The organism is Paraburkholderia lacunae (assembly GCF_003353175.1).
Taxonomy (GTDB): Bacteria; Pseudomonadota; Gammaproteobacteria; order Burkholderiales; family Burkholderiaceae; genus Paraburkholderia; species Paraburkholderia lacunae.
Map to the genome: position 1 here is coordinate 56,981 of NZ_QHKS01000007.1, position 14,053 is coordinate 71,033.

9 protein-coding genes are annotated in these 14,053 nt (G+C 64.5%); 5 read left to right on the forward strand and 4 right to left on the reverse strand.

Translation table 11 applies throughout. From position 1 onward, the window contains the following. Nucleotides 1-137: 137 nt before the first annotated feature. Complete coding sequence (locus DLM46_RS12095) at nucleotides 138-1,214, reverse strand: LysR family transcriptional regulator (RefSeq protein WP_115101010.1); 1,077 nt, start codon at nucleotides 1,212-1,214, stop codon at nucleotides 138-140. Between the two features lie 273 nt (nucleotides 1,215-1,487). Between DLM46_RS12095 and DLM46_RS12100 the strand changes: the two genes are divergently transcribed. Beyond that, nucleotides 1,488-1,700: a hypothetical protein gene (locus DLM46_RS12100; protein WP_115101011.1), complete on the forward strand. Its 213-nt coding sequence runs from the start codon at nucleotides 1,488-1,490 to the stop codon at nucleotides 1,698-1,700. A 71-nt stretch (nucleotides 1,701-1,771) separates the two neighbouring features. Here the strand turns inward: DLM46_RS12100 and DLM46_RS12105 are convergent, their stop codons facing one another. Beyond that, a complete protein-coding gene (locus DLM46_RS12105) occupies nucleotides 1,772-2,389 on the reverse strand; it encodes a TetR/AcrR family transcriptional regulator (protein ID WP_115101012.1) in 618 nt (205 codons plus the stop codon). Nucleotides 2,390-2,610: 221 nt separating this feature from the next. Here DLM46_RS12105 and DLM46_RS12110 point away from each other — a divergent pair, with 221 nt between their 5' ends. Genes DLM46_RS12110 through DLM46_RS12120 form a run of 3 tightly spaced genes read left to right on the forward strand, consistent with a single transcriptional unit; the run spans nucleotide 2,611 to nucleotide 8,416 of the window. Beyond that, nucleotides 2,611-3,765, forward strand: coding sequence for an efflux RND transporter periplasmic adaptor subunit (locus DLM46_RS12110; protein WP_115101013.1), 1,155 nt, complete (start codon nucleotides 2,611-2,613; stop codon nucleotides 3,763-3,765). Continuing rightward, on the forward strand, nucleotides 3,762-6,893 hold the full coding sequence (locus DLM46_RS12115; protein WP_115101014.1) for an efflux RND transporter permease subunit: 3,132 nt from the start codon (nucleotides 3,762-3,764) through the stop codon (nucleotides 6,891-6,893). Before DLM46_RS12110 ends, DLM46_RS12115 begins: the two co-directional genes overlap by 4 nt. Nucleotides 6,894-6,895: 2 nt before the next feature. Then, nucleotides 6,896-8,416, forward strand: coding sequence for an efflux transporter outer membrane subunit (locus DLM46_RS12120; protein ID WP_165847962.1), 1,521 nt, complete (start codon nucleotides 6,896-6,898; stop codon nucleotides 8,414-8,416). A 505-nt stretch (nucleotides 8,417-8,921) separates the two neighbouring features. Here DLM46_RS12120 and DLM46_RS12125 read toward each other — a convergent pair. After that, a complete protein-coding gene (locus tag DLM46_RS12125) occupies nucleotides 8,922-9,800 on the reverse strand; it encodes a lipid A biosynthesis lauroyl acyltransferase (RefSeq protein ID WP_115101016.1) in 879 nt (292 codons plus the stop codon). 479 nt (nucleotides 9,801-10,279) lie between these two features. Continuing rightward, a complete protein-coding gene (locus DLM46_RS12135; protein ID WP_115101241.1) occupies nucleotides 10,280-12,781 on the reverse strand; it encodes a penicillin-binding protein 1A in 2,502 nt (833 codons plus the stop codon). 608 nt (nucleotides 12,782-13,389) lie between these two features. Here DLM46_RS12135 and DLM46_RS12140 point away from each other — a divergent pair. Continuing rightward, nucleotides 13,390-14,007: a hypothetical protein gene (locus DLM46_RS12140; protein ID WP_115101018.1), complete on the forward strand. Its 618-nt coding sequence runs from the start codon at nucleotides 13,390-13,392 to the stop codon at nucleotides 14,005-14,007. Nucleotides 14,008-14,053: the final 46 nt, after the last annotated feature.

The following is a 14,053-nucleotide window of genomic DNA, read 5'->3' on the forward strand; positions in this document are numbered from 1 at the left end:
GCGAGGCGCCTCAAAAATACAAAAGGCGCAGCCGAAGCCACGCCCCTTTTTCACGAGGCCGAAAAACGGCGGACACTCCGCGCACGCTGACCGCCTCAAACCGAAAAACGGCGCACACCTCGCGCACGTTAACCGCCTCAAACCGGCGAGGCCGCTGCCATCCTTGGGCGCGGCGCCTTGCGTAACGGCCGCGCCGCTTCACCGGCCGAGGCCGACACCGGCCGGGCGCCGTCGGCATACGCCGGCAGCGCGGCAACTGTATCTGCAACCGCATCGGCAACCCCACGCGGCGGCGCCGCAGATCGCGGGTCGCGCCCATACTCGTCGGCGTGCCGGAAATGCTCGACGAGATGGTCGATAAACGTTCGCACCTTCGCCGGCAAATGACGGCGGCTCGGATAAGCAATCGTGATTTCGACGTTCGGCAGACGGTAATCGCCGAGCAACGGCACCAGCCGCCCTGACTCGAGATCGCGGCCGATCAGATAGCTCGGCAAGATCGCCACGCCCATGCCCAGCAGCGCGAACTGCCGCAGCATCTCCGTATTGTTCGCGGCGATCGCATTGGTCGTCCGCACGCGCACCTCGCCGTCCGGTCCGGTGAATACGCGCTCGTCGCCGCCTTGCTCGGCCGGCCGGCTCAGACACGGATGCACGCGCAGATGCTCGGGGTGCGTCGGCGTGCCATGCCGCTCGAGATACGCCGGGCTCGCGCAGACCGTCATGTAACCGGTGGTCAAACGCCGCGTGACGATGCTCGCGCTGCGCATCTGCCGCGCGACCATGATGCCGACGTCGAAGCCCTCTTCGACCAGATCGGCCTGACGATCCGCCAGCGTGACGTCGGGCACGACATCCGGATAGCGCTCGGCGTACGACTGCACGACCGGCGCGAGACTATGCAGACCGAACACGACCGGCGCGACGATCCGCAACGTGCCGACTGGTTCGTGATTGCGCGCCACCACCATCTGCTCGACGCCTTCCAGGTCGTCGAGAATGTGGCGCACCCGTTCCAGATAGGTCCTGCCGGACTCGGTCAGCGAAAGACGGCGCGTGGTGCGATTGAGCAGGCGGGTGCCGAGCCGCCCTTCCAGATCGGCGACGTGGCGCGTGACGACCGCCGTGGATAGATCCAGCGCACCGGCCGCACGAACGAAACTGCCGAGATCGGCCACTTTGACGAACACGCGCATCGACTGCAATTGATTCATGGGGCGACTCCTGCCACGGTAACGCGGGCCGGCGGCCACTCGCCGCGCGTGTCGAACCCAAGCGGCAAAACGCACTCAGCGCACTCAGGCCAGCCCAACGATCCGATTGTATCGACCCGACCATGTCCCAACCCTGACCCGAACGTGACAAAACGGTCAGGTTCGCGATGTACTCGCGACGCCGTTGCAGCGCCTTTTGCGGATTTCGACTAGGTATAAACCCTTATGCTCTGATAACCATAGCGCCTGACCGGAAATCATCGCTATATCGCCATGCCACATCGTTTCCAGCTTTTCGAAAAAATCGCGTTTTCGCTAGTCTGCTGGTCGGCCGCCGCCTGCTCGGCGTTCATCGCTTACGAGCGGTGCCCGGACATCAAGGTCGTTTTACACGTCGGCGAAGAAGTCCTGCGTTATAGCGGGCAATATTCGTTCGTCTGCGCGACGCCGGTCGCGGACGCTTGCGCGCAATTGTCGGCCAACTAGGCAGGAAGTCATCCACCAGCGCCGAGCGGTGGTCCGGGCGTGTTCGATTTACGCCCTGCCGCGCGCCATCGTTACGCGTCGCGCCCGAACACCACACGCGCGAAAAACCCCGCCAGCACCGACTCCGCCTTCTGGAACGACACGTTCTGCGGGTCGACTGTGTAGAAGAACTGCACGCCGTCGCACAAACCCATCAAACCCATCGCCAGCGTCTCGGCCGGCAATGGCAGCGGCGTGCCCACCCGCACCGAAAATTCGCGGATATAGGCGCTCAACTGCTCCAGTTTCTCGTGCATGAAAGCGTTGAAGCGGATCCGGAAACGGCCGTCGCGCACCGCGAGCAGCTTCGCCTCAACCCACAGCAAAAAACATTTGTTCTCGCCATGCAGCGTGCTGTAGTAGCTCAGCACGCGCTTTTCCATTTCCTCGCGCGACGCCGCGCTCTCGAAAATCGCATGCAGACCCGCCTGCATCGTTTCGTGATCGCGCCGCAGTAATTCGAGGAACAGTTCGCTCTTGCTGCGGAAGTTCGAATAGAACGCCCCGCGCGTATAGCCTGCCGCCCCGGCGATGTCTTCGACACTCGCCGCGACAAAGCCTTTCTTCATAAAAATTGCCTGAGCAGCATCGAGCAGGCGCTGGCGCGTCTGGTCTTTGCTCTGCTCGCGTGTGAGTCGTTGCCTTTTCATGGCCGCCAGTCTAGCACCGGAAAGAATTTCAATTCATCTCGACACTCAGATACACACGTGTATTAGAATTCAACCCATCATTCGAAGTCAAACGCGTATGCCGATTACATCGGTTCGATCTGCGCGTCTTCGCTGGCAGGCCGCTGTGGCCTGCCGTGTTCGTTCGCTGTTTCCAGGTTGGGGTCATCGTGAAGCGTATCGGTCCTCCCGCATCCTCTGTGATGCGCCAGCAGTCTTATCGCTCTGCGCGTGCTGCCCGCACCGCATGCGCCCTCGCGCTAGCCGGCATCGTCATGCTCAGCGCGTGCTCGAAGCGGGAAGTTGCCGCGCCGGCGCCGCGTCCGGTGGTCGCCGTCGCCGTGTATGCGGACGGCAGCGCCACGCCCGCGTCATCGTTGCCCGGTGAAGTGCAAGCGCGTTATGCCACGCCGCTGTCGTTTCGCGTCGGCGGCAAGATCGTCGAGCGGCGCGTGCGGCTCGGCGACGTCGTGAAGAACGGCCAGATCGTCGCCCGGCTCGATCCGGCCGATGCGCAGAAGAGCGCCGCCAGCGCGCAAGCGCAGCTCGCGGCCGCCGAGCACAGTCTGATCTATGCGAAGCAGCAGCTCGATCGCGACCAGGCGCAGGCAAAAGAGAACCTGATCGCGCCCGCACAACTCGAACAGACGACCAATGCCTATGCGTCGGCGCTGGCTCAACGCGATCAGGCCGCGCAGCAGGCGGCCCTATCGAAAGATCAGTTGCAGTACACCACGCTCGCGGCCGATCACGCCGGCGTGATCACCGCCGAACAGGCCGACACGGGCCAGAACGTGTCAGCGGGCCAGGCCGTCTACAACCTCGCGTGGAGCGGCGATGTCGACGTGGTCTGCGACGTGCCGGAAAGCGCGCTGGCCGCGCTGTCGGTCGGGCAAACCGCCACGGTCACGCTGGCCGCGTTGCCGGGGCGCAGCTTCACCGCGCGTGTGCGCGAACTGTCGCCCGCCGCCGACCCGCAAAGCCGCACCTACCGCGCCAAACTCACGCTCGACAATCCCGGCCCCGACGTGCGCCTCGGCATGACAGCCGATATCGCGTTGTCGCCCGCGAATGCATCGGCGAATCAACACGGCGCGTTCATCCTGCCCGCCACCGCGCTATTCCACGACGGCACGCAGCCGGCCGTGTGGGTCGTACGCGCCGGCGGCAACGCGTCCAGCGCCGATACGCTGGAACTGCGGCGCGTCGCCGTGATGCGCTACGACGAGCGCACCATCGCCATCGCCCAAGGTCTGAAAGACGGCGAGCGTGTCGTGCTGCAAGGCGTGCACACGGTGAGCGCCGGCGAGAAAGTCCGCGTGATCCCGCCGCTGCATCCCGAGGACTTTGCTTCATGAGCACCACGCCTGAAGAAGGACGCTTCAATTTGTCCGCATGGGCGCTGCGCCATCAGGCGCTGGTCGTGTTCCTGATCGCGCTCGCTACCGCATTCGGCATCCTCGCGTACACGCGCCTCGCGCAATCCGAAGACCCCCCCTTCACGTTCCGTGTGATGGTGATCCGCACCTTCTGGCCCGGCGCGACCGCGCGCCAGATGCAGGAGCAGGTCACCGACCGCATCGGCCGGAAATTGCAGGAAACGCCCGCCATCGACTTCGTGCGCAGCTACTCGCGTCCCGGCGAATCGATGATGTTCTTCACCATGAAAGACTCCGCGCCGGTGAAGGACGTGCCGCAAACCTGGTATCAGGTGCGCAAGAAAGTCGGCGATATCGCGGCGACCTTGCCGTCAGGCATTCAAGGCCCATTCTTCAACGACGAATTCGGCGACGTCTACACGAACATCTACACGCTCGAAGGCGACGGCTTTTCCGCCGCACAACTGCACGATTACGCGGATCAGCTGCGTACGATGCTGCTGCGCGTGCCGGGCGTCGGCAAGGTCGATTACTTCGGCGATCCGGATCAGCGCATTTACATCGAGATCGCCAACACGCAACTCACGCGCCTTGGCATCTCGCCGCAGCAGCTCGGCCAGGCGATCAATTCGCAGAACAGCGTCTCGCAGGCCGGCACGCTGACCACCACCGACGACCGCGTGTTCGTGCGCCCCACCGGCCAGTTCAAGGACGTCGCCGCGCTCGCCGACACGCTGATCCGCATCAACAACCGCTCGTTCCGTCTCGGCGACATCGCGACGATCAAACGCGGCTACGACGACCCGGTCGCCACGCAAATGCGTTCCGCCGGCAAGGTCGTGCTCGGCATCGGCGTGACCATGCAGTCCGGCGGCGATGTGATTCGTCTGGGCAAGGCGCTCGACCAGCAGACGGTGCAGCTGCGCAAGCGCTTGCCGGCCGGCCTGAATCTCGTCGAAGTGTCGAGCATGCCGCACGCGGTCGCGCGTTCGGTCGACGACTTTCTCGAAGCGGTCGCCGAGGCGATCGCGATCGTGCTGGTGGTGAGTCTCGTGTCGTTGGGCTTGCGCACCGGCATGGTGGTCGTGATCTCGATACCGGTCGTGCTCGCGGTCACGGCGTTGTGCATGTATCTGTTCGATATCGGTTTGCACAAGGTGTCGCTCGGCACGCTGGTGCTGGCGCTGGGGCTATTGGTCGACGACGCGATCATCGCGGTCGAAATGATGTCGGTGAAACTCGAGCAAGGCTTGAACCGCACGCGCGCCGCTGCCTACGCGTACACCAGCACCGCGTTTCCGATGCTGACGGGCACGCTCGTGACCGTGTCGGGCTTCCTGCCGATCGCGCTCGCGAAATCGAGCACCGGCGAATACACGCGCTCGATCTTCGAGGTATCGGCGATCGCGCTGATCGCTTCATGGTTCGCGGCGGTGGTGCTGATTCCGCTGCTCGGCTATCACATGCTGCCGGAGCGCAAACGCGAGGCGCATGAGACGCATCTACCGGACGATCACGAGCACGATATCTACGACACGCGCTTCTATACGCGCCTGCGCGGCTGGATCAGCTGGTGTATCGAGCGGCGCTTTGTCGTGCTGACGATCACCGTCGCGCTGTTCATCGCGGCGATGGCGGGGTTCACGCTCGTGCCGCAGCAGTTCTTCCCGAGTTCGGATCGTCCGGAATTGCTGGTGGATGTGCGCCTGCCCGAAGGCGCGTCGTTCGAAGCGAGCTTGCGGCAGGCGCAGCGCCTGGAAAAGGCGCTCGTAGGCCGCCCCGAAATCGATCACACCGTGGACTTCGTCGGCACCGGCGCGCCGCGCTTTTATCTGCCGCTCGATCAGCAACTGCCGCAGCCAAATTTCGCGCAGTTCGTGATCACGGCGAAGTCCGTCAAGGACCGCGAGAAACTCGCGCAGTGGCTCGAACCGGAATTGCGCAACCGCTTTCCGGCGATCCGCACGCGCCTGTCGCGCCTCGAGAATGGCCCGCCGGTCGGCTATCCGGTGCAGTTCCGCGTGAGCGGCGACGACATCGCCACCGTGCGTTCGATCGCCGAGCGCGTCGCCGCGACGATGCGCGCCGACCGACGCACCAGCAACGTCCAGTTCGACTGGGACGAACCAGCCGAGCGCTCGGTGCGTTTCGAAGTCGACCAGAAGAAGGCGCGCGAACTCGGCGTGAGTTCCGAAGACGTGTCGAGCTTCCTCGCGATGACGCTGTCCGGTTACACGGTCACGCAGTATCGCGAACGCGACAAGCTGATCAGCGTCGATCTGCGCGCACCGAAATCGGAACGCGTCGACCCTGCCCGGCTCCTGACGCTGGCAATGCCCACGCCGAACGGCCCGGTGCCGCTCGGCACGCTCGGCCACCTGCGCAACGATCTCGAATACGGCGTGATCTGGGAGCGCGACCGGCAACCGACGATCACCGTGCAGTCCGATGTCGCCGCCGGCGCGCAAGGGATCGACGTCACGCATAGCGTGGACCAGGCCTTGAGCCAGATTCGCGACTCGCTGCCGGTCGGCTACCGGATCGAAGTGGGCGGCTCGGTCGAGGAAAGCGGCAAGGGTCAGACGTCGATCAACGCGCAGATGCCGATCATGATCATCGCGGTGCTGACGCTGCTGATGATCCAGTTGCAGAGCTTCGCACGCGTGCTGATGGTGGTGCTGACCGCGCCGCTCGGGCTGATCGGCGTGGTACTGACGCTGCTGCTGTTCGGCCAGCCGTTCGGTTTCGTCGCGATGCTCGGCGTGATCGCGATGTTCGGCATCATCATGCGCAACTCGGTGATTCTGGTCGACCAGATCGAGCAGGACATTGCCGCCGGGCACAAGCGCTTCGACGCGATCGTCGGCGCAACCGTGCGGCGTTTCCGGCCGATCACGCTGACCGCCGCTGCCGCCGTGCTCGCGCTGATTCCGCTGCTGCGCTCGAACTTCTTCGGCCCGATGGCCACTGCGCTGATGGGCGGCATCACGAGCGCGACCATCCTCACACTGTTCTATCTGCCTGCGCTGTACGCCGCGTCGTTCAGGGTCCGCGGCGACGAGCGCGAGCCGCCGACGCCGTCCGGCGCGACGCATACGGGGAATTGACCATGGCTACTATTGCATTCCCTCGAGCCTTGCGCATCACGGCGCTGAGCGCCGCGGCACTCGCGCTCGCCGCCTGCTCGTTCGGCCCGAGCGGCACGCCGCCCGCGATGCCGCAGCCGGCCCACTATGGCGCCGAAGCGCAGCCGACGCAGACTGTGGCCGCGCAAGGCGTCACGCAGCAGTTCGTGGTCGGCGCGAAACCCGTGCCCGAATGGTGGAAGCTTTATCAATCGGACGCGCTTGACGCGCTGGTCGATGAAGGTTTGCGCAACAGCCCGACGCTTGCAGCCACTGACAAGAGCCTCGCCGCCGCGCGCGAGCAACTGCGCGCGCAGATCGGCAGTTCGATGCTGCCGACCATCGACGCAGGCGGTCAGGCAACCCGCAATCGCGCGCTCGCGATTCCCGAGGGCGGCCCGAATACGTTCCTGTACAACGTATTCGTCGGCCAATTGCAGGCGCACTACACCTTCGACCTGTTCGGCGCGGCGCGGCTCGCGGATGCCGCGCTTGCCGCGCGCGTGAACGTGCAGGCGTATCAGCTCGATGCCGCGCGCCGCGCGCTGGCTGCCAACATCGTCTCGGCGGCGATCACCAGTTCCGCGTTGCGCGCGCAAATCGACACGACCGAGCGACTCGTGGCGCTCGCCGACGATCAGGCGCGCGATGCGCAGCGGCGCTACACGCTCGGCGCGGTCTCGCACGCCGACCAGTTGAGCGCGCAACAGAGCGCGGCGAGTCTGTCCGCCAGCTTGCCGGGTCTGAAGCAGCAGTGGCTGACCACACGCCACGCGCTGGCCGTACTGCTCGGCCGCACGCCGGACGCCGCGCCCGATGACCTCGATCTGGCGCAACTGCATGTGCCCGAACAGGTGCCGGTCGTGGTGCCGTCCGAACTGTTGCGCACGCGCCCCGACATCCAGGCTGCGGATGCCGCGTTGAAGGCAGCGGCCGCCGATGTCGGCGTCGCGACGGCGCAGATGTTCCCTAGCCTGTCGCTGAGCGCATCGATGGGACAAGGCGGCTTTAGCTGGCCGGCGGCGCTGTCGGGCGCCGGTGCGATCTGGAGCATCGGCGCATCGCTGTCGCAGCCGCTGTTTCATGGCGGCGCACTGGTCGCGCAGCGCCGCGCGGCGTTGGACACGTATGACGCCACGGTTTCGCAATACAGGCAGACTGTGCTGGCCGCGTTTCAGAACGTCGCCGATACGCTCGCCGCGCTTCAGCACGACACGCAGGCCCTCGGCGCGGCGAACGTCGCTGCGCGCTCGGCGCAGGGGATATTCGAAGAGACGTCGGGGCGCTATCGGTTGGGCGCCGTACCGGTATCGGCAACCCGTTCGAGCGAGCAGCAGTTTCGCAATGCACGGCTCGATGAGATCCGCTATACCAGCGCGCGGCTGACGGATACGGCGGCGTTGTTCCAGGCAATGGGCAATCCGCCCGTGGAGCCGGCGCCCTCCGTTGCGACGGCGGCGCCCGCGGGTCCGGCAGCGAATGCGGGTGCGCCCACCACCCACTAAACCTGGGATTCCGTAACGACAGCTGCGGAGTTATCCCCAGTTTGTGTTGATGAGGCTGTTGAAAACCATCTGACAAGCGGGCTAACACGTTGAACGCGCTCGGGTTTCCGGGCACGGTGCGCAATGAACCAGAGGGCGCTGTACGCGCCTGTCGTCGCCGATCGAAGCTGTTGGGATGCCTCGACGTTATCCCCAGTTTGTGTTGACAGGGTTGTTGATAACTACGGGGCTATGAGCTTAAGTGCTTGATGCAGATCGGTTTGTTGTTCGCGGTGTCCGCGAGTGCAATGACGATTTCTTGCCAGGCGCGGCCGACTGGCGGATTGGGGAGTGGTTCGCTTATCCACAGATTTTGTTGAAAGGCCTGTTGATAAGCTTAGGACAGGGTGTTTAAGTGCTTGAGTGCGCTTTGAATTCCGTTTCAGATGTTTTTGCCCGCGCGGCGCTGTGGTTGTACGCCGCCACAGGCAACAACAACCAGCTGCCAGCCGCCACGCGCACAACCTCAATAAACCCCTGCTTCCCCAACCGGCCGATTCTTGAACCGCTTGTGCACCCAATAATATTGATCAGGAATCCGTGTCACTTGAGTCTCGAGAAAGGCCGTAATCCGCCGCGCGTCGACGGCAACATCATCGGATGGAAAATCGCTTAACGCGTCGAAAATAGTCAGCTTGTAGCCGCGATAGTCCGGCAACACCTCGGTAACAAACGGCACCACCCGCGCATTACCCGCGCGCGCCATCCGCGAGACGGAAGTCAGCGTGCAAGCCGGCACGCCAAAGAACGGCACGAACACCGAATCGCGCAAACCGAAATCCATATCCGCCGCCAGCATCACCGGCTTGCCCTCGCGCAGCACCCGCAGCGCGCGCCGCACACTATCGCTGCGCGGAATCATCTCGGTGCCGAAGCGGCCGCGCTGCCGCTTGGCCATCGCGTCCAGCAATAGATTCGACATCGGCGTGTACAGCGAGGCGACCGGGTGCCGCGTCGAATACATCATGCAGCCCGCCTCGATACCGACAAAATGGAAGCCAACAAAAATCGTCGGCTGCGCCTGAATGTCGGCGAGATCGATCGCGCTCTCCACTTCGACGAGACGCGCGAGCGCCTGGGCATTGCCGAACCATTGCGGCCCGCGTTCGACGTAGCTGCGGATCACATGACAGAAATGGGCGCGCGCAAGGCGTTCGCGCGCGTCATCGCTCATGTCCGGGAAACACAGTTTGAGATTGGTATGCACGACGCGGCGGCGCGCGCTCGGAATGAGATACAGCAGCGCGCCGATACCGGTGCCGATCCGCGCGACGACACCGTATGGCAAGAAGGCAAACGCGCGCAGCAGCGCGGTCATCAGAATGATGAGTATTCGACCTTTCACGAGTGGGACCCGGTGGATGCTGGATGACAAACACGCCGGCCGCAGCAGCACGACAGCTGCTGACAGACGAAGTGGCTTGCGCGCGCGTCATACCGGGTCTCACGCGGCGCATGGTTCGAAGATGTACGTCTCGCTCGCGGCGAAACGCAGCGGTGCTGGGAGCTGAAACCGGCTAGGAATCGAGCGTCTCTGTCGGACCCATCAAAGCATCGCAGGCGTGATTAAAACACACCGCTCATGGCCGCTACGAAAACGGCCGGCGGGCCCGCTCGCGAACGTCCGCAAACGCCCGCCAGACAAGGATTTGCAGGCCCCAGGCCCAAGCTTGCCTTTTATTACGGCGTCCGAGCCGTCGCAACCCGGACGCTCGCTCTGCTGCTCGCTCTGCTGCTCGCTCTGCTGCTCGCTCTGCTGCTCGCTCTGCTGCTCGCTCTGCTGCTCGGTTGCCGCTCGGTTGCCAAGCTTGCCTTGAGGCGCCCTCAAGGTTTGTTCGGCTCGAACAGATCCATAATCTGTTTCTTCTCGTTCGACGAAACGCTCGGCGGCGGCACTGCCGGCGGCGTCATGCCCGCCGGCCCCACGCCGCCGACCGCGTCGCTCACGCCGGCGGTCGGATTCGCCGAGTCAAGGCCGATGCTCGCGACAAAGCCATTGCCAGGCGTCATGTCGGTGTAGAAGAGTTCGCCGTCGACCACCGCCACGCCGTCCGGCTGCGCCGGTTCGTCCTGCGGCACGCCGCGCAACGCGCGCTGCATGTACTCGACCCAGATCGGCAACGCAAGCTGTGCGCCGAATTCGCGGCTGCCGAGGCTCTTCGGCTGGTCGTAGCCCATCCACGCAACCGCCACGAGGGATTGCTGATAGCCGGCAAACCAGCCGTCCTTCGCGTCGTTGGTCGTACCGGTTTTGCCCTGCAGATCCGAACGATGCAGCACGTTGGTGCCCGCGCCCGTCCCTGCGGTCGCGACCGAATGCAGCAGGCTGTTCATGATGTACGCGTTACGCGGTTCGAGCGTGCGCGGCGCATCGCGCCCGGCGGTCAGCGGCTGAGCTTTGGACAGCGGCACGCCGCGCGCGTCGGTGACCTCGTTGATCAGATACGGATTGATCCGGTAGCCGCCGTTCGCGAATACCGAATACGCTCCGGCCGATTGCAGCGGCGTGACGAGCCCCGCGCCGAGCGCCATCGGCAGATACGGCGGGGTCTTGTCGGCGTCGAAACCGAAACGCTGCGTCACGTAGTCCTGGGCGTATTTGGTGCCGATGAACGACAGAATGCGGATCGACACCAGGTTCTTCGACTTCTGCAGCGCGAGGCGCATCGGCATCGGACCATCCGGCTGGTCGTCGTCCTTCGGCTCCCACGCATCGCCGCCGGGCGTGCTCGACGGGAAGTACAGCGGTGCGTCGTTGATGATCGTCGCCGGTCCAAGTCCTTTGTCGAGCGCCGCCGAATAGATGAACGGCTTGAAGCTCGAACCCGGCTGACGCCAGGCTTGCGTCACGTGGTTGAACTTGTTCTTGTTGAAGTCGAAGCCGCCCACCAGCGCGCGGATCGCGCCGTCCTGCGGCGTGAGCGACACCAGTGCGCCTTCCACTTGCGGCAGTTGCGTGATCTGCCAGTTGCCTTTGTCGTCGGCAACGAGGCGCACGATCGAACCCGGCTTGATCTTCGCGGCAGCCGCCGCGCGCGCGCTCAATGCGCCTGCGGCAAAGCGCAGACCATCGCCGGCGATCGTCACCTGGGTGCCGTCGACCAGTTGCGCCTTCACCTGCTTCGGATTCGCGTCCGTCACCACCGCGGCGATGATTTCACCATTGTCGGGGTGATCGGTGAGCGCGTCGTCGATCGTCTGGTCGCGGTCGTCGCCCGCTGCGGGCAGCTCCACGAAACCTTCCGGCCCGCGATAGCCATGACGCCGCTCGTAATCCATCACGCCCTTGCGCACCGCGCGGTAAGCGGCGTCCTGGTCGGCGGAATCGATCGTGGTGGTGACGTTCAGGCCGCGCGTATAGGTTTCGTCCTTGTATTGCGCGTACATCATCTGCCGGACCATTTCGGCGATGTACTCGGCGTGCACGCTGTATTCGTTGCCCGGGTTGCGGGTGTGAATCTCTTCCTTGACGGCCTGGTCGTACTGGTCCTGGCTGATGAATTTCAGCTCGAGCATGCGCTTCAGAATGTATTCCTGACGGATCTTCGCGCGCTTGGGATTGACCACCGGGTTGTACGCCGACGGCGCCTTCGGCAGGCCGGCCAGCATCGCCGATTCAGCCAGCGAGATGTCTTTCAGATCCTTGCCGAAGTACACGCGCGCAGCCGCGGCAAAACCGTAAGCGCGCTCGCCCAGATAAATCTGATTCATGTACAGCTCGAGAATCTGATCCTTGGTCAGCGCGCGCTCGATCTTGTACGCGAGCAGCATTTCGTAGATCTTGCGCGTGTAGGTCTTCTCGCTCGACAGGAAGAAGTTGCGCGCCACCTGCATCGTGATCGTGCTCGCGCCCTGCGAGGCCCCGCCGTGCATCAGGTCGGCCGTGCCCGCGCGCAGAATGCCCAGGAAGTCGACGCCGCCGTGCTCGTAGAAGCGATAGTCTTCGATCGCCAGCACGGCTTTCTTCATCTGGTCGGGAATGTCCTGGAAGCGCACGATGCTGCGCCGCTCTTCGCCGAACTCGCCGATCAGCACGTGATCCGCGGTGTAGACCCGCAGCGGCACTTTCGGGCGGTAGTCGGTCAGTGCGTCGAGCGACGGCAGTTGCGGCCCCATCACCACCAGCGCATAGCCGATGATCAGCGCGCCGACCACGGCGATCGTCGCCAGCAGGCCGACAAACCAGAGCGCGATGGAGGCGCCGAACGAACGGCGGCCGTCTTCGGCGTCGCGAGAAGCGGCGTTGCGTCCTGGAGTGCGGTGGTAGGAGTCCCGGTCTTCACCAGCCGGAGAATGTGCAGAATGCGGTCGTTTGATGATTGGCATGACTGGAATAGTGGGCGCGTGACTGAACGCCTTCTGCGCACGCTCGCGGCGCGCGCATGGATCGGTCGTCGCGTCTTGGCGTGAGAACGCCGTTCTCATATGCTTGCCGCAGCCCGAATTCAAGGTTCGCGGCACCGGCAGCATCACCGGCAGCATACGTGGCAAAAAACGACACAAACAAACGGACCGCGTCAGGCGCAAAACACCTTGCGGCCCTACGCCCCCCGGCGGCCGCACGGCGCGCCCGGAACGGTGTCCGGCGCAACGTAACAGCGCATTTTAAAGAAATCAAGCGCCGTCCAAGACAGTTTTTTTGTAAGAATTCCCTTCGCGCTGCTTGTCTTGCGTCTGTTGCAAAGCCACGCCGCGCTTTAGCGCCACCTGCCCGGGGTTATCAACAGATAATGTTGAAAGGCCTGTGGACAAGCACGCCGGAAACTTTACAACTCGTTGATGCGGCGGCATTTTCATGCCGCGCCCGTTTCGCATCGGCACGACTCGTCATATGATGGACCCGGCGCATGAGTCACCATCGACGCGCGCGAACGGCCAACGCCCAACGCACGCGATAAACCGCCAATGCCAACAAACAAGTATGCGAGCCGACCATGAACAAGCCCAGCGAACGCATCGTCGTATTCGTCACGACCGCGCAGAAACGCGCGATCACCGCCGCCGCCGACAATCTGGGCATTAGCGTCAGCGAACTGATGCGGCGCGCGGTACTGAGCTTTGGGGCGACCAGCGAACAGGTGAAAGCAGCCAGTATCGTCGACCGGCTGCGCGCGCCGCGCGAGCCGGACGCGCTCGACGCGGCGCTGCAACGGGTCGCGCGCGGCACGCGGCACGCGCGGGCGGCGCTGCCGGCCGCCGTGCCAACGCGCGGCGGCAGCCAGTCCACCACGCCGGCAGACCGCGTGGCCGCGCCGCATGCGGATGAATTGCCGGAGACGCCCGCCGCTGCAAACCCTGCGCCCCTGTTGCCGGCCGGCGTCCCAGCCGCCCTCGCCGCGACCGCGGCCGACGAAGAAGCCGCCGCGGCAGCCGAAGCCGTGGCGCGCGTCACGGCGGCCAAAGCTGCGGCAACAGCCGGATCGGCGACGGAAGAAACGAAAACGGAAGTGCAGCCGCTCAGCGCATTCAAGCGCCCGCGCCTCGACTCCGCCGCTCGCGACGAAGACGATCCGCACGGCGACCCGAGCACCGAAGGCGGCCGCTTTGCGTGAACGGCGTTGCATGACGCCATGAATGGCATCATGCGAGAACGATGCG

Coding starts and splice junctions, on each gene's coding strand:
- DLM46_RS12110 (WP_115101013.1), top strand. CDS start 2,611: ATGCGCCAGCAGTCTTATCGCTCTGCGCGTGCTGCCCGCACCGCATGC.
- DLM46_RS12105 (WP_115101012.1), bottom strand. CDS start 2,389: ATGAAAAGGCAACGACTCACACGCGAGCAGAGCAAAGACCAGACGCGC.
- DLM46_RS12135 (WP_115101241.1), bottom strand. CDS start 12,781: ATGCCAATCATCAAACGACCGCATTCTGCACATTCTCCGGCTGGTGAA.
- DLM46_RS12120 (WP_165847962.1), top strand. CDS start 6,896: ATGGCTACTATTGCATTCCCTCGAGCCTTGCGCATCACGGCGCTGAGC.
- DLM46_RS12095 (WP_115101010.1), bottom strand. CDS start 1,214: ATGAATCAATTGCAGTCGATGCGCGTGTTCGTCAAAGTGGCCGATCTC.
- DLM46_RS12100 (WP_115101011.1), top strand. CDS start 1,488: ATGCCACATCGTTTCCAGCTTTTCGAAAAAATCGCGTTTTCGCTAGTC.
- DLM46_RS12140 (WP_115101018.1), top strand. CDS start 13,390: ATGAACAAGCCCAGCGAACGCATCGTCGTATTCGTCACGACCGCGCAG.
- DLM46_RS12115 (WP_115101014.1), top strand. CDS start 3,762: ATGAGCACCACGCCTGAAGAAGGACGCTTCAATTTGTCCGCATGGGCG.